Source organism: Sphingobacterium sp. JB170 (assembly GCF_900163865.1).
GTDB lineage: Bacteria > Bacteroidota > Bacteroidia > Sphingobacteriales > Sphingobacteriaceae > Sphingobacterium.
The window spans coordinates 48,398-73,799 of the sequence record NZ_FUKU01000003.1; the positions used below are offsets into that span (position 1 = coordinate 48,398).

At 41.6% G+C, this 25,402-nt stretch carries 22 protein-coding genes; 3 read left to right on the plus strand and 19 right to left on the minus strand.

Annotated elements, in window-relative coordinates; genetic code table 11:
* Nucleotides 1–4 precede the first annotated feature (4 nt).
* Nucleotides 5–1,636: a RagB/SusD family nutrient uptake outer membrane protein gene (locus tag FM107_RS00315; protein WP_086946538.1), complete on the plus strand. Its 1,632-nt coding sequence runs from the start codon at nt 5–7 to the stop codon at nt 1,634–1,636.
* A 511-nt stretch (nt 1,637–2,147) separates the two neighbouring features.
* Here FM107_RS00315 and nrdF read toward each other — a convergent pair.
* The 4 genes from nrdF to FM107_RS00335 all read right to left on the minus strand — a co-directional run bounded on the left by nrdF (nt 2,148) and on the right by FM107_RS00335 (nt 6,023).
* Nucleotides 2,148–3,131, minus strand: a complete 984-nt coding sequence (gene nrdF, locus FM107_RS00320; protein ID WP_086946539.1) for a class 1b ribonucleoside-diphosphate reductase subunit beta — start codon at nt 3,129–3,131, stop codon at nt 2,148–2,150.
* A 121-nt stretch (nt 3,132–3,252) separates the two neighbouring features.
* Entirely contained in the window at nt 3,253–5,307 is a 2,055-nt protein-coding gene (nrdE, locus tag FM107_RS00325; RefSeq protein ID WP_256959247.1) for a class 1b ribonucleoside-diphosphate reductase subunit alpha, read from the minus strand.
* Between the two features lie 10 nt (nt 5,308–5,317).
* Nucleotides 5,318–5,725 carry a class Ib ribonucleoside-diphosphate reductase assembly flavoprotein NrdI gene (gene nrdI, locus FM107_RS00330; RefSeq protein ID WP_086946541.1) on the minus strand — a complete coding sequence of 136 codons (408 nt, stop codon included), beginning with the start codon at nt 5,723–5,725 and terminating at the stop codon, nt 5,318–5,320.
* A gap of 28 nt (nt 5,726–5,753) precedes the next feature.
* Nucleotides 5,754–6,023, minus strand: a complete 270-nt coding sequence (locus FM107_RS00335) for a co-chaperone YbbN (protein WP_256959249.1) — start codon at nt 6,021–6,023, stop codon at nt 5,754–5,756.
* 387 nt (nt 6,024–6,410) lie between these two features.
* Here FM107_RS00335 and FM107_RS00340 point away from each other — a divergent pair, with 387 nt between their 5' ends.
* Entirely contained in the window at nt 6,411–8,819 is a 2,409-nt protein-coding gene (locus tag FM107_RS00340) for a S9 family peptidase (RefSeq protein ID WP_086946543.1), read from the plus strand.
* 131 nt (nt 8,820–8,950) lie between these two features.
* On the opposite strand, the gene FM107_RS00345 is transcribed toward FM107_RS00340, so the two are convergent.
* Nucleotides 8,951–9,466, minus strand: a complete 516-nt coding sequence (locus FM107_RS00345; RefSeq protein WP_086946544.1) for a DUF2911 domain-containing protein — start codon at nt 9,464–9,466, stop codon at nt 8,951–8,953.
* Between the two features lie 74 nt (nt 9,467–9,540).
* On the opposite strand from FM107_RS00345, the gene FM107_RS00350 reads away from it, so the two are divergent.
* The gene (locus FM107_RS00350) at nt 9,541–9,942 is read left to right on the plus strand and encodes a hypothetical protein (RefSeq protein ID WP_086946545.1); all 402 of its coding nucleotides are present in this window, start codon (nt 9,541–9,543) and stop codon (nt 9,940–9,942) included.
* A 54-nt stretch (nt 9,943–9,996) separates the two neighbouring features.
* Here the strand turns inward: FM107_RS00350 and ilvA are convergent, their stop codons facing one another.
* From ilvA to atpC, 14 genes are all read right to left on the minus strand, one after another.
* A complete protein-coding gene (gene ilvA, locus FM107_RS00355) occupies nt 9,997–11,244 on the minus strand; it encodes a threonine ammonia-lyase IlvA (RefSeq protein WP_086946546.1) in 1,248 nt (415 codons plus the stop codon).
* Nucleotides 11,245–11,399: 155 nt separating this feature from the next.
* Nucleotides 11,400–12,554: a 2-isopropylmalate synthase gene (locus FM107_RS00360; RefSeq protein WP_086946547.1), complete on the minus strand. Its 1,155-nt coding sequence runs from the start codon at nt 12,552–12,554 to the stop codon at nt 11,400–11,402.
* A gap of 88 nt (nt 12,555–12,642) precedes the next feature.
* Nucleotides 12,643–13,719 carry a 3-isopropylmalate dehydrogenase gene (gene leuB, locus FM107_RS00365; protein WP_086946548.1) on the minus strand — a complete coding sequence of 359 codons (1,077 nt, stop codon included), beginning with the start codon at nt 13,717–13,719 and terminating at the stop codon, nt 12,643–12,645.
* Between the two features lie 60 nt (nt 13,720–13,779).
* Entirely contained in the window at nt 13,780–15,243 is a 1,464-nt protein-coding gene (locus FM107_RS00370; protein ID WP_179204353.1) for an ATP-binding cassette domain-containing protein, read from the minus strand.
* Nucleotides 15,244–15,248: 5 nt separating this feature from the next.
* Complete coding sequence (gene leuD / locus FM107_RS00375) at nt 15,249–15,830, minus strand: 3-isopropylmalate dehydratase small subunit (protein ID WP_086946550.1); 582 nt, start codon at nt 15,828–15,830, stop codon at nt 15,249–15,251.
* Nucleotides 15,831–15,841: 11 nt separating this feature from the next.
* Nucleotides 15,842–16,123 carry an antibiotic biosynthesis monooxygenase gene (locus FM107_RS00380; RefSeq protein ID WP_086946551.1) on the minus strand — a complete coding sequence of 94 codons (282 nt, stop codon included), beginning with the start codon at nt 16,121–16,123 and terminating at the stop codon, nt 15,842–15,844.
* 4 nt (nt 16,124–16,127) lie between these two features.
* Nucleotides 16,128–17,525, minus strand: a complete 1,398-nt coding sequence (gene leuC / locus FM107_RS00385; protein ID WP_086946552.1) for a 3-isopropylmalate dehydratase large subunit — start codon at nt 17,523–17,525, stop codon at nt 16,128–16,130.
* Between the two features lie 163 nt (nt 17,526–17,688).
* Nucleotides 17,689–19,170, minus strand: coding sequence for a ketol-acid reductoisomerase (gene ilvC / locus FM107_RS00390; RefSeq protein WP_086946553.1), 1,482 nt, complete (start codon nt 19,168–19,170; stop codon nt 17,689–17,691).
* A gap of 43 nt (nt 19,171–19,213) precedes the next feature.
* Complete coding sequence (locus tag FM107_RS00395; protein WP_086946554.1) at nt 19,214–19,681, minus strand: DinB family protein; 468 nt, start codon at nt 19,679–19,681, stop codon at nt 19,214–19,216.
* A gap of 4 nt (nt 19,682–19,685) precedes the next feature.
* Nucleotides 19,686–20,276 (minus strand): acetolactate synthase small subunit, encoded by a 591-nt coding sequence (gene ilvN, locus FM107_RS00400; protein ID WP_086946555.1) that lies wholly within the window; start codon nt 20,274–20,276, stop codon nt 19,686–19,688.
* A 1-nt stretch (nt 20,277) separates the two neighbouring features.
* On the minus strand, nt 20,278–22,020 hold the full coding sequence (gene ilvB, locus FM107_RS00405; RefSeq protein ID WP_086946556.1) for a biosynthetic-type acetolactate synthase large subunit: 1,743 nt from the start codon (nt 22,018–22,020) through the stop codon (nt 20,278–20,280).
* A gap of 85 nt (nt 22,021–22,105) precedes the next feature.
* A complete protein-coding gene (gene ilvD, locus FM107_RS00410; RefSeq protein WP_086946557.1) occupies nt 22,106–23,806 on the minus strand; it encodes a dihydroxy-acid dehydratase in 1,701 nt (566 codons plus the stop codon).
* Entirely contained in the window at nt 23,790–24,680 is an 891-nt protein-coding gene (locus FM107_RS00415) for a branched-chain amino acid transaminase (RefSeq protein WP_086946558.1), read from the minus strand. The genes ilvD and FM107_RS00415 overlap by 17 nt, the downstream gene beginning before the upstream one ends.
* Nucleotides 24,681–25,144: 464 nt before the next feature.
* Nucleotides 25,145–25,390: an ATP synthase F1 subunit epsilon gene (atpC, locus tag FM107_RS00420; protein ID WP_086946559.1), complete on the minus strand. Its 246-nt coding sequence runs from the start codon at nt 25,388–25,390 to the stop codon at nt 25,145–25,147.
* Nucleotides 25,391–25,402: the final 12 nt, after the last annotated feature.

Sequence of the window (25,402 nt, forward strand, 5' to 3'; positions counted from 1 at the left end):
AATAATGAAATTTAGAACAAAAAATATATTTGCTGTAGCATCTAGTATGGCGGTTGCGGCGACGATGATGACAGGTTGTACAGATCTTGATGAAAACTTGTATAGTGAATTGAATAAGGATAATTTTTATAAAAACAAACGGGAGGTGCAGCAAGCTGCGTTAAGGCCTTTTACGCATATGCAGGCTTGGCTTGCGCCAACAGGTCAGAGCGGCTATTTCTATCATGGCGAAGCTAGCGCCGATCAGATAGCCTGGCCACAAAAAGGCAAGCATGGGTATGACGGCGGGGACCATATTCGATTGCATTATCACACTTGGACAGATAATGAAAGTCGTATGAAATCGAACTGGGATTTGCTTTGGGGAGGTTTAGGCTTTGTCAACGCTGCGGTTGCCGATATTGAATCTTTGGATGTATCCGAGATGGATTTGACAGAAGACGAAAAAACTGTAATCGTTGCCCAACTCAAGGTGTTGCATGCTTTTCATTATATCAAGATCATAGATCAATGGGGAAATGTTCCTATTGCAACGAAGGTAGCAGAACCATTAAATCCAGAAACACAGTCTCGAGCCGAAGTTTTTGCATTTATTGAGCAGGAATTAACCGAAAATGTCGATCTACTTCCATTAACGAGTGCCAATACTATTGGCCAAGTTTCGCGCGCAGCGGGCTACGCAATGTTAGCTGAATTGTATTTAAATGCCGAAAAATGGAGCGGGACCGCCCGCTGGGATGAATGTATTGCCGCGTGTGATAAGATTATCTCGGGTGAAGCTGGCGGTATCGGAGGTGCACCAAAGCTGGCGAAAGATATTAATGAATTATTCTCTAATTCAAATTCCGCGAATCCAGAATCTTTATTTCAGTTTCAATTTAGCAGAAAAGCTGGATTTACATTCGACTGGGGTGGATTTTTTATGGGATACGATAATATTAAAGAAGTGTTGAATGTGGGGTATGGAGGAAATAATGCCTTTGTTGTTGTGCCGTCTGCCTTTGATGCTTATACAGAGAATGATCTTCGTAAAGAAGATTGGTTTCTTTTTGGTCCGCAATATGAATACGGAACCACCAAGCAGGTCTTAGGAACGGAGGAATGGAATAATAAACCGTTCGCTTATGTGAATACTATTCGACGTGAAAGTGAAGGTGACCTCACTTCTGAGGGGTCAATGACCGAAGGAGAAGAGAACTCAGGGGCAAGATTTAATAAATATAAGACTGGCACATTATCCGAGGACAATTATCAAGAGAATGATTATATCATCTACCGATTGACTGAAATTTATTTTAATAAAGCGGAAGCGATAATGCGTAAAAATAGCGGTACAGCAAACGCTGAGGCGGTAGAGTTAATAAATAAATCTCGTCAACGGGCGTTCTCAGAAGCTGACTGGCCAGCTGCTAAATATACTACTGCAAGCTTAACACTTGACGAGTTGTTAGCGGAGCGTGGAAGAGAGTTTATCTTTGAGGGCAAACGTCGCGAGGATTTAATTCGGTTTGGAAAATTTACAAGTGGTTCGTGGTGGGATCATAAAGCTACCAACGATCCAAATTTGGAGCTTTTCCCAATTCCTCGAACTCAAATAGCCATTAATCCGAGTTTAGTACAGAACCCAGGCTATTAAGCATTAAGTAATTGAATAGTTTGATTGATAGGATATGCGGGCTGGTACCGCATATCCTATTTTTGTGCGCCCAGCATGGGCGATAATTCTGGGATGTAAGTCCCGGACACGCCATTACAGGTGGAACCTCACGGAAGTGCTAGGGAAATTCTTGGTCGAACGGACAGAAACGACATATAAGGCTTCAGTTGCTGGATGAGGCTGCCAAACAAATCGAAATCCTATACTGTACAAAAGGATCAAGGTAAATGTAGCAGACACATGAGATGAGAGTTCTCGTCTTTATCTGGGGAGATCTTATAGACTTGTGGATTTTTTTTTCGGAAACAAGACGTAAAGGTTGCTGTGGGAGGACAAGTGGGAAAATAATCTCTACTTTCCTACTCGATTGTATAATCACGAGGATTGTTGTAAACCAGTTAAGTTGTTGACGCAAAAAAATGCGCCTAAGTATAATTTATATCTAGGCGCATTTTCTTCCGTTGATAGCAAACAATCTTCTGATTGAATATTATACTTCCACTAAGGTGTTCATTTTAAAATCGTCATCCATAAGGTGAACGATCTCAGTAGCCTTTTCGTAATTAGTTGATTTTTTTGAGAAGAAGTCGTGCTGGGTGGTCTCCGTATTTAAGCCATTTAAAACGATTGGGTTCACTTGTTTGACTTCGAATATTGGGTCGAAGCCTAAGTTCATTAAGGCTTTGTTTCCGTTGTACCGTACATATTCTTTTACCTCTGCGGTTAGCCCCACGACGGTGTAAAGCTCCTCTGTATATTTAATTTCATTCTCATACAAATCGTTTAATAGGTTCATAAAACGAGCTTTAACCTCCGCTTTGTTAGAAATTCGTTCATAAACTTCTTGGGCGATTAAACCAACGAAAACACCGTGAAGAGACTCATCGGCAATAATTTTTTTGATTATATCCGCCGAAGCAACCATCTGTCCCTGCCCACATAACCAAAGTGGTAAGAAGAAACCAGAATAAAAGAGGAACGATTCTAACAATACCGACGCGGCTAATGCCATGAAAAGCTCTTCGTCGGTGACATTTTCCTTATCGATCGCTCGGTAATACTTATCAATAGTTGAAGCTTTATATTGTAAGAATTTATTCTCTTTTACCCAGCCAAAAACATCATTGATCTCGTTCGTTGTTGAGACCGTAGTGAAGATTGTGGAGTATGATTTCGCGTGAATCGCCTCCATCATACACATATAAGATAGCACCGCTTTATTTTGTAGTGATTCTATATGGTCGATAATTTTAGGCATGCCTGTGTGGCTTTGGAGCGTATCTAGCAAGGTAAGGCCACCCAAGGCTTTCTTATAACACTCTTTCATATCCCAGCTAAGACCTTTCCAACTATCAATATCTTTAGATGGTATATATTCGGTATCAATCCAAAATTGTCTAATATTCTGCTCCCAGAACATCAGAACGTAATCGTTGTCTGCTGTGTTCCAGTTTACGGCTGTAAATTGTTTCATGACAAAAAAATTAAAAGTCAAAATTGACGTTTGAAGAAAAAATCTCTGCCCGTCGTTTTGAGGCGGTGCAGAGATCGATGCGCTGGCAACTGCTATTACAGATTGCTTGAATGCTTTAATATTATGCTGAACAAGAGATACACTCTTCTACAGTTGATTTACGTGTCCTTGTATAATATAAGGATTTTAAACCTAGTTTATGTGCGTAGATATAATACTTTGCAAGATCTCTCGTAGAGTCTTTGGAATTCGTGTGCAAAATTGTAGAAACGCCTTGATCAATATGCCTTTGAATAACGGAAATTAATTTCAAGACTTTATATTGGTCCATGTCATATGCGGACTTGAAGTAAAAGTAATTGTCGTTAGAAAGGTATGGCATCGGGTAATACGTTGTACTATCACCATACTCGCGAACCTCGATTATATCCACAACCGGCATTACCGAAGCTGTCGCATTCATGATATACGACGTCGATTGGTTTGGTGCGATCGCTAAACGGTACGCGTGATAAATACCATGCTCTTTTACCTGTGCTTTTAGGTTTTCCCAGTCCGCGCTAGATGGAATGTGTACTCCAGCAAATAACTCTTTTACTTTGTCGGTCGTTGGCGTATATTCGCGCTCGGTGTAACGATCGAAATATGATCCATCGGCATATGCTGATTTTTCAAAACCGGTGAATGTCGCGGCACGTTCTTTCGCAATTTCCATTGATGCTTCTAATGAATAGTAGTTCATCATCATGAAAAATGTGTTTGCGAAATCTAAAGCTTCTGCCGATTCGTACATGATGAAACTTTTTGCTAGGTAACCGTGCAGGTTCATAGCACCAAGTCCAACAGAATGCAGTTCTCTATTTGCTTTTGCGATGGTTGGAACCATTTCGATGTTTGTTACGTCGGTGACAACCGTCAAGGCGCGCATTGCAGTATTGATCGTTTCTTTAATGCGCTTGTTGTCCATTACCGTTGCGATATTCAACGAACCAAGGTTGCATGAAATACCATACCGGATACTATCTTCTTTTCCGTAGATCTCAATATCTGAAACCTGAGATACCTGCATAATTTCGGTACATAGATTCGAGAATTTGACCTGTCCGATCTGATTCAATGCATGTACTCTGTTGGTGTTTTCTTTGAAAAAGATGTATGGATAACCAGACTCTTTTTGCGTTTGCGCGATACGCACCAATAGATGACGGGCGTTGATTTTTTTCTTTTTGACGTTCGGATTTGTGATTAACTCATCGTACATTAAATCCATATCCAATTCATCCAAATATTTGCCGTACTCTTGCATAACGGTATGTGGATAGATAAGATAACACGCTTCATCTTTTTCCGCGAGTTCCATAAATTTGTCCGGTACGATAATACCGATTGAAAGGGATTTAATTCGAACTTTCTCATCCGAATTTATTTTCTTACAATCTAAAAACTCTTCAATATCGGAGTGGAAAATATTTAGATAAACAGCACCTGCGCCGGGGCGTTGCCCGAGTTGGTTGGCATAGGAGAACGTATCTTCAAGAATCTTCATTATCGGCAGAACACCTCCTGCGCGGCCTTCGACACCTTTGATTGCTTCCCCACGTCCGCGGATTTTTGAGATGTTGAATGATACGCCGCCCCCTATGGAAGAAAGCTTCATTGCGGAATCCACTGCATAACCAATACCATTCAAATTATCTCCTATTTCATCTAAGAAACAGGAAACTAATTCACCAGAACGTTTTTTTCCGGCGTTCAAGAAAGTCGGGGTAGCAGGCTGATATTCTTGATTGATCATGATTTCAGCGTATTGGATAGCTTTTTTTACGCCCTCTTGACGAGCAAGAAACAATGATACGGCAACGACACGGTCTTCATAACGCTCTAAAAATTTTTCACCAGAGTCATCACGTAACGCATAGCTTTGGAAAAATTTAAAAGCAGCCATAAATGATTGGAAACGGAATTTCTTCTCGTATACGAAATTATAGACTTCTTCCATTTCTTCAAATGTGAACCATTCGTAGAAATTTATATAATAATTATTCTCTACTAAATAATCGACTTTCTCTTTAAGGGTATAGAAAAATACGGTGTTTTTGTTGACATATTCTAAGAAATAGGCGCGTACGGCATCTTTATCTTTGTGCAAGCTGTACTCGTCATCTTGCTTAATCATTATCTCATTGTTAAGCAATATCCAATTTTTTACTACCTCGTTTGCTATCATTGTATTGGTGTTTAATAATTTCTATAAATTGATTGATATCCTCCATTGTGCCCGAAAGTTCGAATTTCATCGCCAATGGAACGTCGTAGTTCTCGGATACCGCATTGGCAGCTAGGCCAAAGTTTTTCCCCCAGTTTCTATTGCCGCTAGAGGTTACCGAAAATATTTTATCGGCGTGCATATCCATAAATGTGGATGTGATATCCGGCACACTTCCCATTTTTGTCGTGTAAGTAATTAAATGGCCTTCTTCCAAGAACTCTATTCCTGGTCCGATTTTATGCGCTTCCCATCCTGTGATTTGCACCACTTTGTTGATGAAGCGTTGTACGTTACCAGTTTTTGAATCGTAATATAAATGAACCATAGATCGCCTAATTTAAGATTATACGTTATTAGAGTGCGATAGTTGCAAGCTCTTCGGGTTTAAAGCCGATGATGCGTTGCTGTATTTCTTCGTTTTCCAGAACCAACACGGTTGGGACAGTACGAATTTTAAATTTGGCCGCCAAATCAGGCTGGTCGAAAGGGTTGATTGTTTCGTAACTTAATCCCTTTTGATCCAGATAAGCCGATACCTGTGCGCATGGTGCACAGTCATTTTTTTCGAATTTAATGATTCTTGCCATGTTGTTTGTAATTTTAATATGTTCAGAGAAACCCAATTCCCTTAGAAGTTAATACACGATTACTGGTCCCCGATGTGAGTCTCCAGAATAACAAATATCCAATATTTAGTTTCGACATGTTAGCGATACTTTTCCACATGCTGAAGAAACCATTTGAATAAACAGCGTCCCTAGCTAGTTTTTAGTTGTAAAACACTGAATGATAGCTGAGAAGTAGAATGTTGAAAACTTTAAAAGCCCAAAAATATCAAAATTTATGTATCGGATTTAGAAAAAAATTTGTATATTTTTAATGGTAAAAACTGACTGAATTTTGACTATTGTTCCTTTTGGCTGTAAGCTAAATATTTATGTAAAATCGCGCGAAAGCGCGATACTTATCTTTACAAAATTATGTTTAATTTAGTGAAAAGTTACTGAATTATGAAATTTATTTATTGCTATTTATTCTTGCTCATGTCTGCGGCATTAAGTGCGCAAGAACAGTTGACATTTCAAAAGCCGTCATCTGAAATTTTAGAGCTAGCCGATTACCAACGACCACCGCGTGTTCTGATCTCTCCGGATGAAAAATGGGTAATTACACTGTACAGACCGACCTATAAGAGCCTGGAAGATTTAAATAATCCGGAGATCCGTTTAGGGGGATTGCGGATGAATCCTATAGTGAATATGCAGAGTAATGCTACCTATATCGATAATATTAAGATTCGAAGTTTGGGCGCTCAACAAGAGCAACAGGTGGATGGATTACCAACGAATGCAAAGCTTGCGAACCTTGCATTTTCTCCGGATTCGAAATACTTAGCCTTTACGAACACTACGGAAAAAGGTGTCGAATTATGGCTTTTGACGCTTGAACAGCGCACTGCTAAAAAGCTTTCAGAAGATAACTTGAACGCGAATATGGGAAGCCCATATAAGTGGTATCGTGGTAGTGATAAGCTATTAATTTCAAAACTTCCTTCAAATCGAAAACCATTAATTGATAGCAGTAAAGATATACCTTTAGGGCCCACAATTTCCACCAGCGGAGGAAAAGTGTCTCAGCTGCGAACTTATCAAGACCTCCTTAAAAACCCGCAAGATGAAACCAATTTTGAAACATTGACCCAGGCCGAGCTGTTGACGATTGATTTAAAAGGGAACCTGTCTAAGTTCCTAGAACCGGCTATTTATACGCAAAAATCGTTTTCTCCAGATGGTAAATATTTGCTGGTAACCACGTTAAAACGGCCATTTTCCTACATTGTGCCCTACAGAAATTTTCCGCAAGAAACCGCCGTATATGATTTGTCCGGAGAATTAGTGAAGGTTGTTAATCAGACGCCATTGATCGAGGTTCAAGCAAAAGGCTTTTCCTCCACGCGCAAAGGCAAACGTTATATGAACTGGCGTAGTGATTTAGGATCTTCTCTGAGCTATGTAGAGGCTTTGGATGATGGGGATGCATCAAATGAAGTAGCATTTCGAGATGAAGTGTTTTCTTGGAATGCTCCTTTTGATACTGCGCCCGAATCACTCCTGAAGCTGAAGGATCGTTACGCGGGAATTGTTTGGGGTGATGACCGCCACGCATTGGTTTATTCCTCGTGGTATGATACACGCAATCAAAAGATCTTTTTGTTAGATACTAAATCAAAGTCTGCCAAGGTTATTTCGGATAGAAATTCGCAAGATGTTTATAGCGATCCGGGTGATGTGTTTACGGATAAAAATAAGTATGGAACCTATGTTATGGTGGTTAAGAATGGTAAAACCTATTGGACTTCAGATGGGTTTACCAAGGATGGGCAGTTCCCATTCGTTGATGAGCTTGATTTAAAAACATTAAAAACGAAACGGCTTTATACCTCAAATATTCAAAATAAAAAGGAAGATATAATTCGTATCCTCGATATCGACAAGAGGGAGTTGTTAATTTTGCAGCAATCACCAACTGATTACCCTAATTATTACACAAAAAATATGACCTCGGGAGAAACCACCGCTCTTACGCATTTAACAAATCCGTTCCAATCCCTGCAAGGGGTAAGTAAAGAGGTAATACATTATAAGCGTAATGACGGTGTTGATCTCAGCGGAACTTTATATTTACCTGCGAACTATGACAAGAACAGTGGCGAAAAATTGCCGATGTTGATATGGGCCTATCCGACTGAATTTAAAGATAAGGCTACTGCAGGACAGAACATGTCAAGTCCTTATGAGTTCACATTTCCATATTATGGATCCTTCGTTTATTGGGTGACAAAAGGTTATGCAGTACTAGATGATGCTTCATTTCCAATTATTGGCGAGGGGGAATCTGAACCCAATGACACTTTTGTGGAACAATTAGTTGCAAATGGCGCAGCAGCGATTGATGCCGTGGATAAACTCGGATACGTCGATCGGAAACGTGTGGGCGTTGGTGGTCACTCTTACGGCGCTTTTATGACCGCAAATTTATTAACTTATTCAGATCTATTCGCAGTTGGTATAGCTCGCTCCGGCGCATATAATCGCACCCTAACACCATTCGGCTTCCAGCGCGAGCAACGAAATTACTGGGATACTCCCGATTTATACAACCGTATGTCTCCGTTTATGAATGCCGATAAGATGAAAACACCTTTGTTACTAATCCATGGTGGAGCAGATAATAACCCGGGGACCTTTACACTGCAAACGGAGCGATATTTCCAAGCGTTGAAAAACCTGGGCGCCCCCGTACGCATGGTGATACTACCCCTGGAATCTCACGGTTATGCATCGCAAGAGAATATTTTTCATACGCTGTGGGAGCAGGATCAGTTTCTTGAAAAGTATTTGAAGAATAAAACAGAATAACGAAGCCAGTTGTTCTCCGACTGAGTCGATTAGTAACGTCCGGTTTTCGTTGATCGTGATTCTAGACTTTAAAAAGTACCGCTCTCGGTTTTTCAATCCAAGGCGGTACCCTTTATATTCTTATGAGGGTTTTACTTCTTTTTCACCGTGAAAGGAATACTATGCTCCCCCCAGTTTAAAGTGATAAGCCCGCTAGGCATCGCGGAGATCTTGAACTGTTCCTCGAATTCGCTTTGTGAACCATTATTTACCTCCACGCGTAGGGCATCACTGCCGTCATCGTATTTCGTTCCCCATTGATCCCATGTTTTATTGAATATTATCGTCGTTTGCTGCTCGCCAGGTATACTGTACAGACTATACTTTCCTGCAGGCAATGCTTTGCCTTCGATTGTAACATCCTGATCAACTTGAAACGTCGTGGCTTCATTTGCGCCGGTACGCCACACTTTACCCACGGGAGCGATATCGACACCCAGTTCTCTACCTTTTACGGAGGGTCGGCTGTAGTTTATAACGATGTTGACACCGTCTGTGGTCGTGACTGTTGTGCTATCTGGGGGGCTAGCGCGCTTGCTTTTGTCGGTTTGTCCTATCGCCATAAAACAGATAAGGCTTAAAAAACAAATAATGCTGGTTGTTTTCATAATATAATTTTTAGTCGAATGTATAACGGTTTATTACTCAATTTGTTTTGTTGCAGGGCAAATAGTTAACTTTAATGGAAAAAAGGATGAATAATGAAACTTTTAGTACCTATCTAGTCAAACTGTTTCGATATTTCGAAGCAAACGACCAGTTCGTGTTTTCGAGGCGTGATCAGGAAGCTTTAATACGCGCCGTAGATGGGGACGTTGTTCATACGATTCAAGAGCGGCTTGGCTTAACGCTACTTCTAAACGAGGCTTGTTCGCAGAACTGTTATGTTGCGGAAAATCAAGAAATGCAGGAGGCATACAGGCAATTTATTTCACCAACTGAGTTTCTCTATTTTTTATACGGGACGTTTTTAGCGAGCATTACAGAGAATGTACCGCCGAATAGGTTATTATGGCCGGCCGTTTTGCCGAATGAAACCGGTACATTTTGGGAACGTATTCAATTAGGCAAAAATGGGAGGTAATAAGAAAGCCGTTTGGATTTCTCTAAACGGCGCTTTCATTTTTAAAACTGTTTTCTAGACGAGGTATTCAAATAATGTTTGGTCTTTATTGAGTTCAATGAAGTCAAATTTATAAGATTTCATTCGTTCGATGAGTGCTATATAATTTTTGGGATCATCTAGTTCAATACCGATAAGCGCCGGCCCGCGTTCACGTTCAGTTTTCTTAATATATTCAAATCGTGTGATATCGTCTTTAGGGCCTAATACTTCGGTTACTAACAGCCGGAGCGCACCTGGCCGTTGTGGAAACCGTACGATGAAATAATGTTTGAAGCCTTCGTACAAAAGTGACAGTTCCTTGATTTCACTCATCCTATCAATATCATTATTCCCGCCGGAGATGATACAGACGACCTTTTTTCCTTTTATTTCTTCTTTGTGAAACTCTAGAGCTGCGATTGAAAGTGCGCCGGCTGGTTCAACCACAATCGCATCTTTATTATAAAGCTCCAGGATGGTTGAGCATATTTTACCTTCGGGAACCGATCTCACACTATCCAGTAGCATGCTACTTATTTGATAGGTAAGCGTGCCCACCTTCTTTACAGCGGCACCGTCAACAAATTTATTGATATGTTCAAGTTCAATTGGACCGTTATTTTTGATAGCCGCCTGCATTGAAGCAGCTCCTTCGGGCTCTACTCCATATAACTTGACATTGGGCGCATGTTTTTTCATATGAGAGCTCACACCCGATGAGAGACCACCTCCCCCAATTGGAATAAATATTGCGTCTAAGTCAGGTAGATCTTGTAATACCTCGACCGCAACCGTTCCTTGTCCTTCGATCACTTTTAGATCGTCGAAGGGCGGAATGAAAGTCATGTTGTGAACTCTTGTATACTCCAAGGCCGCTTTTTGACAGTCGTCGAAGGTATCGCCTGTTAAAACGATCTCGATATTTCCGTTACCCCACATTTCTGTTTGGGTGACCTTTTGTCGGGGCGTAGGGCCAGGCATAAATATTATACCTTTTATATTAAGCTTTTTACAAGATAGGGCGACACCTTGCGCATGGTTTCCTGCGCTTGCGCAGGTGACACCCCGAGCAGCTTCGTCTTGGCTAAGGCTTATTATTTTATTATAAGCTCCACGTAGCTTGTAGGAACGTACCACTTGGAGATCTTCTCGTTTAAGATATATTTCCGCACCATACTGTTCGGATAGGTGTTGGTTATATTGTAATGGAGTTCGGTTGACAATATCGCTGATACGTTTTGCAGCTTCATTGGCATCTATGACTAAAGTTGATAAATCCATTTAAAAGTTAATTTAATAGGCATTCTCAGCTATAACTGCAATGGAGCAGTTATAGATAAGCGATATTTTTATGATCCCTTAAAGATAATAATTGTCGGGAGGAAGTGCATATTAAACGAGAACAAGAACAGGCCTGTTCTTATTCTCGTTTATTCTTATTGCATTAATGTTTCCAAGTCTTCGTCACACAAATCCTTTTTAGTGTCCGCTAAAAGAAGGAATCGCTCGTATGTCATCGCAAGTTGATCCTTGTCTAATTGATACCCTAAACGCTCTAAGTGAAATTTTAATGCATGGCGACCAGAACGTGCTGTCAAGATGATATCCGCTTGGTTTAATCCCACATCTTCTGGACGTATGATTTCGTAGTTCTCTCGGTGTTTCAAAAAACCGTCTTGGTGGATGCCAGAGCTGTGCGCAAACGCATTTTTACCAACTATTGCTTTGTTGGGCTGTACTGGCATGCGCATCATTGAGCTCACTTTACGTGAGATCTGGGTAAATAACTTGCTATTGATGTTCGAGGTTAAGCCTGGAAAGTGCTGAGCATGTACTTTCATTATCATGGATACTTCTTCAAGCGAAGTATTTCCCGCTCGTTCACCTATCCCGTTGATGGTACATTCAACTTGCCTCGCCCCATTTTGGACGGCTGCGATAGAGTTCGCTGTAGCAAGTCCAAGATCATTATGGCAATGGGCAGAAATAATTGCTTGATCGATATTACGAACATGTTCTTTTAGGAAATTAATTTTTGCACCATATTGATCGGGTAGGCAGTACCCATTTGTGTCGGGGATATTCACTACAGTTGCGCCAGCGGCGATTACTGCTTCAACCATTTTAGCAAGATATTCTAAATCAGCACGGCCTGCATCTTCGGCATAGAATTCCACGTCTTCAACATAGCTTTTAGCATGTTTTACTGCGTCAACAGCGCGTGCTAGAATTTCTTCGCGTGTGCTGTTGAACTTGTATTTGATGTGCATGTCTGAGGAACCGATACCCGTATGAATACGTGGGCGGCTTGCAAATTTTAATGCCTCAGCTGCAACATCAATATCATTTTTGTTCGCTCGTGTAAGCGCGCAGATAATAACGTCTTTTACTGCCTTGGATAGTTCAACAACAGATTGGAAATCTCCAGGACTTGAGACGGGAAACCCAGCTTCGATGATGTCAACGCCAAGTAGTTCCAAATCTTGCGCGATTTCAATCTTTTCTGGTGTCGTCAATTGACAACCGGGCACTTGTTCACCGTCTCGAAGCGTCGTGTCGAAAATATATAAGTGATTTGGATCGTGTAGCATAATGTAAATTTAAAAAATTAAAAATATCAAATGACGTTTTGTGTAACGTTTTTGAGTTCCCTAATTTGTTTTGAATATACTCAGTTAATTATTTCTTTAAAAGTTCTAGGACTTTAGCCCCCATAGCGTTCGTTCCTAAGATATTTTCGGGGCGTGTTTCTGCATTTGCAATATCGCCGGTTCTCCAGCCGGATTTTAAGGTAGCGGCTACCGCATTTGTAACAACCCTCGCTTCCTCTTGTAGGCCAAAAGCGATATCTAACATTAATGCCACCGATAGGATAGACGCTAATGGGTTTGCTTTGTCTTGTCCCGCGATGTCATGTGCTGATCCATGTATGGGCTCGAAGAAACCTGTGCCGTCACCAATTGAAGCGGATGCTAGCATTCCCATGGACCCCGCAATTTGCGAAGCCTCATCTGTTAATATGTCACCAAATAAATTGGCAGTAAGGACGACGTCGAATTTTTTCGGATTTTTGACAAGTTGCATAGCAGCGTTGTCGATAAACATATGCTCTGTTTCAACATCTGGGTACTGAGCGGCAATTTCTTGTACAACTTCACGCCATAAACGTGAGGTCTCCAAAACATTCGCTTTATCAACCGAGCATACTTTTTTACCACGCGTACGTGCCGCTTCGTATGCTTTGCGGGCAATACGTTCGACCTCATAACGGTTGTAGTTCATAAGGTCAGAGGCAAATGTATTTTGCTCATTGCGTTTCTTCTCTCCAAAATAAACATCACCAGTTAGTTCACGGAAAAAGAGAATATCCGTTCCACGTAACACTTCGGGCTTCAAGCTCGAAGCATCCAAAAGTTCATCGAATAATAAAATTGGACGCAGGTTTGCATATAGTCCCAATTCTTTGCGTATTTTTAATAACCCCTGTTCTGGTCGTACTTTTGCCGATGGATCATTGTCATATTTCTGATGACCGATTGCTCCAAATAAAATAGCGTCTGAAGCTTTAGCCTTCACGAGTGTTTCATCAGGCAGCGGGTTTCCTGTTGCTTCAATAGCAGTATGGCCCATTATGGCTTCCTGAAAGCTGAATTCGTGATTAAACTGCGCAGCGATAGATGCTAAGACCTGCTTACCCCAAACTGTTACTTCTTGACCTATTCCATCTCCAGGAATAATTAAAATGTTCTTCTTCATTGTATCTTTATTACATCCTTTACAAGCGCAAATTCTGCATGTTGCCAAAGGACCTACTTGTTATGCTTTTTCTAAAATATTTTGGGTCTTCATTACTTCCCCCTTTTCCAACTCTAGTCGGTGATCAATGCAACTGGGTAAATGCGACTCGTAATGTCCCACATAGATCAAAGTTTTACCGTAACGGCTAAGTTCGTCAACTACCGCATTGAAATGCGCTGCTTGTGTTCGATCTAAACCTTGGCAAGGTTCATCTAAGATCAAAAGCTGCGGATTTTTAATAATTGTTCGTGCCAGTAAAGCTAACCGTTGCTTACCTAGCGGCAGTGTGTGCAGTAGTTTATCTTTTACTTCCAGGAGGTCAAAAAAGTCTAAAAGTTGTTCAATTTGTCGTTGCTCCTCATACTTCACTTTTAGAAACCATCCGATACTATCGTAATAGCCGGACGCTACCGTGTGCCACACCGTCGCGTTTTTATCGAAGTACCAATGTAGTTCGGGGGAGATGATCCCGATTTTCTCTTTGATATCCCAGATGCTCTCGCCTGATCCTCTTTTTTGGCCGAATAGCCAGATGTCACTGGCATAGGCCTGTGGATGATCGGCATTTAATAAACTAAGTAATGTTGATTTACCCGAACCGTTATGCCCTTGAAGTAGCCATTTTTCGCCGCGTGCCACTTTCCAGTTTATATCCTTTAAGACGACCTTATCTCCGTATTTTACCGATACATCGCGTAGTTCGACGATAGTCTGCGCTTCCCCCGGAGGATCCTTTTGAAGAAAATAAGGGAACGGTTTGCTTTGGCGGGTCTCGTCTAGAGAGAATGCGTTAATATTATCGACCGTATTAATTTTTCCATCTTCTATTTCGCCAAACCTGTTGATCGACGAGGGCACAGTAAAATCATTGCTAATTAAAATCAGTGTGGTGCCCAGCTCGGCTAGCCTGTCGAGCAGTATATTTAGATTTACACGTGCGATTTTGTCTAAACCCGTATAAGGCTCATCTAAAATCAGTATTTGCGGCTTAAACCATAATGCTTGAATGAGCTGTAGCTTTTTATGCTCACCGCTGGAGAGCTCGATAAGTTGTGTTTCTCGACAATTGTTAAATCCTAATGCGTCTAAAATTGGCTCTGCATCCTGGAAATTAAGATTATTCTTTTCGCCGAAGTGGAGCAGATCGGCATAGACCGTGAGGGTGTCGTTTTGTTGGTGCTTGTTATACCGCTGTTGATAATAGAAATTTCTGTCACCTTCTAAATTCGCAAATTGGTACCAGTTGGACACATAATATGCGATTGGCATGAGCTTCGATGGGTTATCGTAATTACATATAATTTCGCCCGTGAATTTTTCCTGACCAACTATAGCCTTGGCCAATGACGATTTTCCACTTCCACTTTTGCCACCGATCACCCAATGTTCACCAGCATATATATTCCAATTTAAATCGCATAGCACGGGCAGCCCGGCATACTGCAAGTTTAAATTGGAGATATAGACCAGAGGTTTATCCATTATTATTATTTATTTTCGAATTCTTTAATTTGCTCCTTGTGGCTCAAGATAAAATCGATATCATCGTAACCATTTATTAAACATGATTTCTTGTAAGCGTTAATCTCAAAGGAGAAGCTGTCCTGGGTTTGGTCGATTGTTACGGTTTGCGCTTGAAGATCGATAGTTAATGTGCTGTTAGCATCAGCGAAGACCGAAGCAAATATTTTTTCCAAGAATTCTTCGGTTACTTGGATTGGTAGTACACCATTATTCAGTGCGTTACCTTTAAAAATGTCCGCGAAAAATGAACTTATTACCACATCGAAACCGTAATCTTGGATCGCCCATGCAGCATGCTCGCGTGATGAGCCACAGCCGAAGTTTTTACCTGCTATTAGGATTTGACCTTGGAATGTAGGGTCGTTCAATACGAATTCCGCTTTGGGCTGGTTATCGCTGTTGTAGCGCCAATCACGAAATAGGTTATCGCCGAATCCTTCGCGTGTTGTTGCTTTTAGAAATCGAGCTGGAATAATCTGATCCGTATCGATATTTTCGATCGGTAGTGGCACTACCGGAGAAGTTATTTTTTTAAATTTTTTCATTTCTATACGTCTTAGATATAGTGTTCAACAATAGGAAAAGGTGCGTAAAAATGATGTAGGAGTTGTTTCCATTGCTGATAATCTTCCGATCCACGGAATCCAATGGTATGATCTTCCAAAGACTCCCATCGTACCTCTAATAGGTACTTGTCATTTTTTTCCACACATTTCTTTAATTCATGCGAAATGTAGCCATTCTGACGTGCAATTATCAATTCCGCTTGAGCAAAAGCTTTTTCAAAGTCGGATGATAATCCTTTTATGACGGATAACATAGCTACCTCAAGAACCATAATCTTAGATCATGCTTCTTACATCCACAACTTTACCTGAAACTGCTGCCGCTGCCGCTGTTAGCGGACTAACCAGCATGGTTCGAGCGTTTGGCCCTTGACGACCTTCGAAATTTCTGTTTGAAGTCGATACACAGTATTTTCCCGCCGGAATCTTGTCCTCGTTCATACCTAAACATGCCGAGCATCCCGGTTCACGAAGTAGGAATCCCGCATCTTGGAAGACTTTGTCTATGCCTTCTTCCTTAGCTTGGGCTTCTACTTGTTTGGACCCCGGTACGATCCAGACTTCAACGCCTTCTGCTTTTTGTTTTCCTTGCACAAATGCTGCGACCTCACGCAAATCTTCGATACGTGAGTTGGTACATGAACCGATAAAAACATAATCTACGGGCTTATTTAAGACCGGTTCGTTGTCCTGGAATCCCATATAATCTAACGACTTTTTGAAGGATGGCTGTTCAGATGCTGGCAAGGTTGTCATAGCTGGAATATTCTGCGTCACACCGACTCCCATTCCTGGATTTGTTCCATAGGTGATCATGGGTTCAATATCTGCCGCGTCAAATTCGAGAACAGCATCAAAAGTTACGTCCTTATCGGAGTATAAAGTTTTCCAATACGCAAGCGCTTGGTCCCATTCTTCACCCTTGGGTGCAAATTCTCGGCCGTGTATATAATCGAATGTTGTTTGGTCCGGTGCAATTAGACCACCGCGAGCGCCCATTTCAATGCTCATGTTACAGATCGTCATGCGCCCTTCCATGGATAGCGAGCGGATGGCAGAACCCGCGTACTCTACGAAATACCCTGTGCCACCTGCTGCTGAAATTTTAGAAATGATATATAAGATAATGTCTTTAGCACCGACTCCTTTTGCAAGTTCGCCGTTTACTTCGATTTTCATCGTTTTGGGCTTTTGCAGTAGTAGACATTGGGTTGCGAAAACTTGTTCCACTTGGGAGGTACCGATTCCAAATGCAATCGCGCCAAATGCGCCATGCGTTGAGGTATGGCTATCGCCACACACCATTGTTTTACCAGGTTGAGTAATTCCTAATTCAGGACCGATAACGTGGACAATACCTTGATAAGGGTGTCCTAATCCATAAAGCTCGATGCCAAATTCTGATGTGTTTTTCGTTAGCATATCCACTTGATAGCGAGATAGCTCTTCTTGAATTGGCAAATGCTGATTTAATGTTGGTACATTATGATCTGCCGTTGCTACGGTTTGCTGTGGTCGCAAAACTGGAAGTCCTCGTTTGCGTAAGCCATCGAATGCCTGCGGAGAGGTAACCTCGTGAATTAAATGCGTGTCGATATACAAAATATCGGGGAAGCCTTCTTGACTTTTAACGACATGTGCATCCCAAATCTTCTCAACTAATGTTTTTCCCATTTCTCTTCTCTATTTTCTGAAATTCATTATTTTCCGGACCAGAAAATCCCGTTTCAATTTTTTGTATCCCCTGTTGGCGATACAGATGGATAGTATTTAAAGGGTAAAACTTAAAATAAGCTTGTTTTACCCCTTTGAATAACCTTCAAATTTACGAAAAATATTAAACAGTTTTGATCACCTTCATTGCTGTCATTGCCTTCCGTAGTTTTGTTCCCACTATTTCTACAGGGTGGTTACGAAGGATTTCATTTACTTGTACCAGTTGTATATTGTCTACTGTTGCATCTTTGCCTTCATTAAAGTTTTTGCCAACCATATCGGTGTCAACCTTTTTCATGAAGTCAGCTAATAGCGGCTTACAAGCCTGATCAAATAGGTAACAGCCGTACTCTGCTGTATCGGAGATCACCCGGTTCATTTCGAATAATTTTTTACGCGCAATGGTGTTTGCGATAAGCGGTGTTTCGTGTAACGATTCGTAGTATGCAGATTCTGGTTTGATGCCTGCTTCGACCATCGTTTCAAAAGCAAGTTCAACGCCTGCTCTTACAAAGGCGACCATCAGCGTGTAGTTGTCAAAATACTCTTGCTCGTTAATTTTCACGTCGCCAGCAGGTGTTTTTTCGAATGCTGTTTCGCCGGTTTCTGCGCGCCATTTTAATAGGTTAGCGTCGCCGTTCGCCCAATCTTCCATCATCGTTTTACTAAATTCACCGGACATGATGTCGTCTTGATGTTTTTGGAATAAAGGACGCATAATATCTTTTAATTCCTCAGAAATTTGGAACGCTTTGATTTTTGCAGGGTTAGATAGACGGTCTAACATACCGCTAACACCACCGTGCTTAAGTGCTTCGGTGATTACTTCTACACCGTATTGAACTAATTTCGATGCGTAACCAGCATCAATGCCTTTTTCAATCATTTTGTCGAAAGATAAGATCGATCCGGTTTGTAATAAACCACATAGAATGGTTTGCTCACCCATTAAATCCGATTTTACTTCGGCTACAAAAGAGGATTTTAATACTCCAGCACGGTGACCACCTGTACCCACACAGTATGCTTTAGCATACGGCCATCCTTTTCCTTCAGGGTCATTCTCTGGGTGTACCGCAATGAGGGTAGGGACACCAAATCCTCTTAAGTATTCTGCGCGTACTTCGGAACCCGGACATTTAGGTGCTACCATGATCACCGTGATATCTTGACGGATCTGCATACCTTCTTCTACAACGTTGAAACCGTGTGAGTAGGAAAGTGTTGCACCTTGTTTCATTAATGGCATAACAGCGTTTACAACAGCTGTATGTTGCTTGTCCGGTGTTAAATTGATGACTAAATCAGCTGTTGGAATTAATTCGTCGTATGTTCCAACCGTAAAATTGTTATCTGTTGCATTCTTCCAAGAGTCTCTTTTTTGTTCAATAGCTTCTCTACGTAAAGCATACGAAATATCCAAGCCACTGTCTCTTAGGTTTAAACCCTGGTTCAAGCCTTGTGCTCCAGCACCTACGATTACAATTTTTTTACCTTTTAAAGCATTAATGCCATCAGCGAATTCGGTGTTATCCATAAATTCAGCCTGCCCCAACTGTGTAAGTTGATCTCTAAGAGGTAATGTGTTGAAATAATTTGCCATTGTCTTATTTGTTATTTTTTGTCTTTTTTAATTTGATTAATTGTTACTTTTTTAGCGCTCTTCTTTGTGCCTGTGCATAGCCCAAATGAAGGTTGTCGTGACCTATCGTCGTGATAAGTACCTCTTCAAATGTCGCGAGCGTGGTTCCATAGGTTCCCGTTGAATACGGCGTTATGGTTGCAAAGAGCCCGTTTTGGTAGTCCGCTTGTATTTTTTCGACGCTCGTAATCGCTATAGCTTTTAATTCCTGTATCTCTTCACTAGAAATGAAGGAGGTAGGTTTGGAATCTTTTTTATAGGCCGAAACAAACTTTACGTCCGAGGCATCGGGTTTTATCCCTGTGCGCACGTAGCATAATGTTTGCGTGCTTACAACGATATGTCCAAAATTCCACGCGATATTATTGTTAAATCCGTGAGGGATTTGATTTAATTCGTCGATGGATAAACTGTCTACTAAAGCGATAAATGCTTTACGTGCATCTATAATAAATTTGAATTCTTTCTCCATTGGATTACATGGTAAATACTTTGTCTGCCTGATCAAGAAACTCGTTTTCAATTGTTTCCTCAGAAGGTTCTTCGCGCTCGAACTGTTTTAATTTGGCGTGGAAACCGGCGCTATCTTTAATGATTGCAATACGTGCCCCGCGGACAAATTCGATGAGCCTATATTTGGTGAGCTCTGCCGTGAGTTTGTCAATCTCTTCGCGATGTCCAGCTGTTTCGAATACGGTATAATCGTTTCTGATTACGACCGCCGAAGCACCGTACTCCCGCAGCAAGCGCTCTACGGGTGCTTTTTCAGCAATGATTTCTGTTGGTACTTTATAAAGTGCCTGCTCCTGCCATATTAATTCTTCATCGGTGTTGTAGTATGCCTTTAATACCTCTACTTGTTTTTCAATTTGACGGCACAGCTTACGAACGACTTCTTCACTCTCGTGAATTAATATGGTAAAGCGATGGATACCATCGACTTCCGAAGGCGATGTGTTTAAACTCTCTATATTAATTTTACGTCTGGAAAATATACCAGATATACGGCCGATCATACCGATGGAATTCTCCGTATATAGCGTAATTGTATACTCTTGTTTTTCCATTTTATTTCAATCTGATTTCAGATACCGATGTACCTTGTGCAACCATTGGGAATACGTTGTTTTCTTTTCCTACCATTACCTCTAAAAGATACGCACCGTCGTGATCCAACATTGTTTTTAACGCCTCTTTTAACTGTTCACGTTCGCTAACTTTGTTCCCTTCTATATAATAGCCTTTGGCTACAGCCACAAAGTCGGGACTGGTAATATTTACAAAAGAGTATCGTTTGTCGTGGAACAGTTGTTGCCATTGACGCACCATACCTAGGAACTCATTGTTTAAGATCAGAATTTTCACTTTAGCACCAAATTGCATGATGGTGCCTAGCTCTTGGATGGTCATCTGTATACCACCGTCGCCGATAATAGCAATTACATCTCTCTCAGGTGCACCATACCATGCGCCAATGGCTGCTGGCAGACCAAATCCCATGGTTCCTAATCCGCCCGAGGTGACGCTAGATTTCGATTTGTTAAATTTAGCGTAACGACATGCGACCATTTGATGCTGGCCTACGTCGGTTACAATGACTGCATCGCCATTTGTATGTTCGTTTAACAAGCGAACAACTTCCCCCATGGTCAGTACCTCGGAGGTGGGGTTCAATTCTGGATGAATGACCTCTTTAATTTCCTCTGCTTCGAGTTCGCGGAATTGATTTAACCATTCTCGGTGATCGTTCGTTTGGATGAGGTCGGTGAGTTGTGGTAAAGTTTCTTTGCAATCACCCCACACAGGTACCGTCGTTTTTACATTTTTGTCGATCTCTGCCGGATCGATGTCCAAGTGAATGACTTTTGCTTGCTTAGCGTATTTATCCAAGCGGCCTGTAACACGGTCATCGAAACGCATTCCGATTGCGATCAGTACGTCACACTCGTTGGTCATCACGTTGGGCGCATAATTACCGTGCATACCTAACATGCCCACATGTTGTGGATGTGCAGTTTCTAGTGCGCTTAAACCCATGACGGTAGCGGCGGCTGGAAAACCGCCTTTTTCAATAAAATTTTTGAACTCTTCTTCGGCCTTTCCGATGATGATTCCTTGTCCAAATAGAACGAATGGTTTTTTTGCGGCATTTATTAACTCCGCTGCTTGCTCAATATATTCTTTACGGACGATTGGCTTTGGGCGGTAGCTGCGAATGTGATCGCACGTTGCGTATCCTGGATAATCAAACAGCTGTAGTTGCGCATTTTTGGTAATGTCAATTAAAACAGGTCCCGGGCGACCCGTTGACGCGATGTGAAAAGCTTTCGCAAGCACGCTAGGAATTTCACTAGCGTCGGTCACTTGATAGTTCCATTTGGTTACCGGGGTCGTGATGTTAATCACGTCGACCTCTTGGAAAGCGTCGGTCCCCAGTAGGGAAGCGAAAACTTGGCCGGTGACGCAGACAATTGGGTTACTATCAATCATAGCATCGGCTAATCCCGTTACCAAATTCGTTGCACCAGGACCGCTTGTTGCAAAAGCAACGCCAACGCGACCCGAGGTGCGCGCATATCCTTGTGCTGCGTGTATTCCGCCTTGTTCATGGCGAACGAGAATATGTCTCAATCTGTCGTTGTAATCATACAAAGCATCATAGATTGGCATAATTGCGCCGCCTGGATAACCGAATACGGTATCTACTCCCTCGTGAATCAAAGCTTCTAATACGGCTTGCGACCCTGTAAGTTGCGACGCTGTTGACGTTTTTTGTTTTGGCTTTGTTTCCGTTTTTTCCAGTGTACTCATTTTTATGAAGTAAAAAGTTATAGCAGAAAAGTAGAAGTCTACTTTTCTTTTTACTAATGTTTATTTGTCCTGTATGTATTATGCTTTATTGATCCGTGACACAACCTTCTGATGCATCGGATACCGTTTTGGCATATTTATAAAGTACCCCTTTGGTAACTTTCAGTTCCGGTTGTTTCCAATTCTGGCGACGTTCTGCAATTACCGAGTCGTCTACCTGGAGATTAAGTGTATTGTTTACCGCGTCGATCTCGATGATATCGTCGTCTTCCACAAGTCCAATTAATCCTCCATCATATGCTTCCGGCGTAATATGGCCCACAACGAAACCATGTGTACCGCCGGAGAACCGGCCATCGGTGATTAGTGCGATTGAGTTACCTAAGCCAGCACCAATGATTAAGGCCGTAGGTTTAAGCATTTCCGGCATACCGGGCGCTCCTTTTGGGCCTTCATTTTTGATGACCACCACATCTCCGGGTTTTATACGGCCGGATGCCACACCATTGACAAGATCGTGTTCGCCATCAAATACACGTGCTGGACCAACGAATTTCTCACCTTCCTTTCCAGATATTTTTGCTACGGAACCTTTTTCCGCTAAATTTCCATAAAGGATTTGTAAATGCCCAGTTGCTTTAATCGGATTTTCTAGTTTTTGGATTATCGGTTGATTGTAATCGATCACCGATTTTACTTCTGCCAAATTTTCCGCCATTGTTTTACCTGTAACGGTTAAACATTCGCCATGTAACAGCCCTTGATCTAATAAGTATCTAAGGACGGCTGGCGTGCCTCCGTATTGATGAAGGTCTTGCATCAGGTATTTCCCCGAAGGTTTAAAATCTGCTAATACAGGTGTGATATCTGACATGCGCTGAAAGTCGTCCTGAGTGATCTCGATGCCAATGGATTTACCGATCGCAATAAAGTGTAGGACCGCATTGGTACTTCCACCTAAGATGATGATGGTCCGCAGGGCGTTTTCAAATGCTTTGCGCGTCATGATATCCGATGGCTTGATGTCTTTTTCTAGGAGAATTTTAATGTAGTTACCTGCCTGAAGACATTCTTCTTTTTTCTCGGGGGAAACCGCCGGATTAGAAGCCGAGTAGGGGATGCTCATACCGAGCGCTTCAATTGCAGCTGCCATCGTATTGGCAGTGTACATTCCTCCGCAAGCACCAGCCCCCGGACAGGTGTGTTTAATTATTCCTTCATAATCCTCATCGGACATGTTACCGCACACGCGTTGGCCCAAAGCTTCAAATGCAGATACGATGTTTAATTCTTCGCCTTTATAGTGCCCTGGAGCTATTGTACCTCCGTATACCATAATAGCAGGACGGTCTAGTCGGCCCATTGCCATAATAGCACCAGGCATATTTTTGTCACATCCAGGTATCGCAATAAGCCCGTCGTAATACTGTCCTCCACAAATTGTTTCGATACTATCTGCGATTACGTCGCGGGAGACCAGGGAGTAACGCATGCCGTCGGTACCGTTGCTCATACCGTCACTCACGCCGATCGTACCAAAAGTAAGACCAACTAAATCGTTTGCCCACACCCCTTTTTTTACGACTTGCGCCAAATCATTCAAATGCATGTTGCACGTGTTTCCATCATAGCCCATGCTGGCAATACCGACTTGTGCTTTATCCATGTCGGCGTCTGTTAACCCAATTCCGTATAGCATCGCTTTGGCTGCTGGTTGGGTTTCATCTTGTGTAAAGATGCGGCTGTATTTGTTTAATGCTTTTTCCTTGTCAGATGATGACTTCATAATTCTCTTCTTCTAATACTAATTTTTTATATTTTCTTTGAATGGTCGCTCCGATGGTATGTTCCCATTGCTCGGGGTAACTTATTTCATCGATCTCTTTTATCCCAATAATTTCTGCTGCAGTTCCACTTAGAAAGGCGCTATCTGCGTTTTTAAGATCATCTATCGTCAGATTTTTCTCTATAACCTCGATGTTTAATTCCTTGCATATTTCAATTACCGTTTGCCGTGTAATTCCTGGAAACACATTTCCTAGTGGGGGCGTGTATAATTTGAAATCCTTCTCGATGAACAAGTTTTCACTCGAGGCCTGGGCTACAAAACCGTTTTCGTCTAATAGGATAGCTTCATCAAAACCATTTTTAACCGCTTCGCTCGATGCCAATATAGAATTGATATATTGGCCGGAAATTTTTGCATCTATGCAAAAAGACTTCGGACTAGGACGCCGTATTTTCGAGGTGAATACACGTAACAAGTTTTGACCTAAGTATGGACCCCATTCCCATGCTGCGATCATTATTTTGGATTCCTTTGCGGCCGCCAGGTGCATGTTAGAGCCGCTAAATACGAGTGGACGAATGTATGCACCAAGCAAGTTGTTTACTTCCAGTAGATGGTACGACTTTTCAACTAATGTGTGGTTATCCCATGTATACGGTAGATTGATGGATTCACAGGACCGCTTCAGTCGGTCGAAATGTTCTTCGGCTTTAAATATTCGGGTGCCATGCAACGTGCTATAAGCACGGAGTCCTTCGAAGGCTCCATACCCATAGTGCAGAGACTGTCCGAATAAATCGATTCCAGCTTCGGTAGCTTTAATGAACTCACCTTCCAAATAGATGTAAGTATCTTGATTGTAGTATTGCATAACATCCCTCTCTTTTTCCCCGTTGCGAATGATCTACTCGAATAGAAAAGACGCTATGGAATTTCACTTTTGTTAAGTTAGGTCTATTCGTAATTGTTTACAATAGCAAATTAATTTTTTTTAAAAAAGTTTATTATTTCGTAAAAACCAATTTTTTACTTGTATATTTCATTTTAATATAGTAGGACAAAATTAAATTTTGTTCTACGTAGACTAGAATTAAAATGGGTATAAGTCGCGAGGAGGTCCGCTTTGCCGGAAAACTTCGAAATTCTTCCTGAAAAGGTGTTTTATCGAGAAATAGTTGTCAAATTACGCGTATAAGTAGGTTTGATTTTACTGTGTTTGGGCATCTTTTTGTCGTGACTAGTGATGGCGTATTTTCGATATAATTAGGGACAAAAAAACACCCTTAAAACGATTCCGTAATAAGGGTGCATGTATTCGTTAACTGGGCCGAAAGATTACCCAATTATTCCTTCTGCCAATACGGTGATAATGTTCTCTTTCGCCTCTACGACACCGCCTTTAATTACAAATACGGTTTCACCCTGGCTATCTTTTACGATAAGCTTTCCGTCATCCAACGTGGAGACAATAGGAGCATGGTCTTTTAATATTTGAAAGGAACCAGCACTACCGGGAACTGTTACTTCTGTAACTTCACCGTCGTATGCTAATTTATCGGGAGTAATGATCGTTAATTTCATTCAAGTGCTTTT

What these genes read in the sequence shown, in the direction of transcription:
- FM107_RS00395 (WP_086946554.1), bottom strand. Translation starts at nt 19,681, where the DNA reads ATGGAGAAAGAATTCAAATTTATTATAGATGCACGTAAAGCATTTATC.
- ilvB (WP_086946556.1), bottom strand. Translation starts at nt 22,020, where the DNA reads ATGAGTACACTGGAAAAAACGGAAACAAAGCCAAAACAAAAAACGTCA.
- ilvD (WP_086946557.1), bottom strand. Translation starts at nt 23,806, where the DNA reads ATGAAGTCATCATCTGACAAGGAAAAAGCATTAAACAAATACAGCCGC.
- FM107_RS00345 (WP_086946544.1), bottom strand. Translation starts at nt 9,466, where the DNA reads ATGAAAACAACCAGCATTATTTGTTTTTTAAGCCTTATCTGTTTTATG.
- atpC (WP_086946559.1), bottom strand. Translation starts at nt 25,390, where the DNA reads ATGAAATTAACGATCATTACTCCCGATAAATTAGCATACGACGGTGAA.
- FM107_RS00360 (WP_086946547.1), bottom strand. Translation starts at nt 12,554, where the DNA reads ATGCTACACGATCCAAATCACTTATATATTTTCGACACGACGCTTCGA.
- FM107_RS00315 (WP_086946538.1), top strand. Translation starts at nt 5, where the DNA reads ATGAAATTTAGAACAAAAAATATATTTGCTGTAGCATCTAGTATGGCG.
- FM107_RS00415 (WP_086946558.1), bottom strand. Translation starts at nt 24,680, where the DNA reads ATGCAATACTACAATCAAGATACTTACATCTATTTGGAAGGTGAGTTC.
- ilvC (WP_086946553.1), bottom strand. Translation starts at nt 19,170, where the DNA reads ATGGCAAATTATTTCAACACATTACCTCTTAGAGATCAACTTACACAG.
- leuC (WP_086946552.1), bottom strand. Translation starts at nt 17,525, where the DNA reads ATGGGAAAAACATTAGTTGAGAAGATTTGGGATGCACATGTCGTTAAA.
- leuD (WP_086946550.1), bottom strand. Translation starts at nt 15,830, where the DNA reads ATGAAAAAATTTAAAAAAATAACTTCTCCGGTAGTGCCACTACCGATC.
- ilvN (WP_086946555.1), bottom strand. Translation starts at nt 20,276, where the DNA reads ATGGAAAAACAAGAGTATACAATTACGCTATATACGGAGAATTCCATC.
- leuB (WP_086946548.1), bottom strand. Translation starts at nt 13,719, where the DNA reads ATGAAGAAGAACATTTTAATTATTCCTGGAGATGGAATAGGTCAAGAA.
- FM107_RS00380 (WP_086946551.1), bottom strand. Translation starts at nt 16,123, where the DNA reads ATGGTTCTTGAGGTAGCTATGTTATCCGTCATAAAAGGATTATCATCC.
- nrdE (WP_256959247.1), bottom strand. Translation starts at nt 5,307, where the DNA reads ATGATTAAGCAAGATGACGAGTACAGCTTGCACAAAGATAAAGATGCC.
- ilvA (WP_086946546.1), bottom strand. Translation starts at nt 11,244, where the DNA reads ATGGATTTATCAACTTTAGTCATAGATGCCAATGAAGCTGCAAAACGT.
- FM107_RS00370 (WP_179204353.1), bottom strand. Translation starts at nt 15,243, where the DNA reads ATGGATAAACCTCTGGTCTATATCTCCAATTTAAACTTGCAGTATGCC.
- nrdI (WP_086946541.1), bottom strand. Translation starts at nt 5,725, where the DNA reads ATGGTTCATTTATATTACGATTCAAAAACTGGTAACGTACAACGCTTC.
- FM107_RS00340 (WP_086946543.1), top strand. Translation starts at nt 6,411, where the DNA reads ATGAAATTTATTTATTGCTATTTATTCTTGCTCATGTCTGCGGCATTA.
- FM107_RS00350 (WP_086946545.1), top strand. Translation starts at nt 9,541, where the DNA reads ATGGAAAAAAGGATGAATAATGAAACTTTTAGTACCTATCTAGTCAAA.
- nrdF (WP_086946539.1), bottom strand. Translation starts at nt 3,131, where the DNA reads ATGAAACAATTTACAGCCGTAAACTGGAACACAGCAGACAACGATTAC.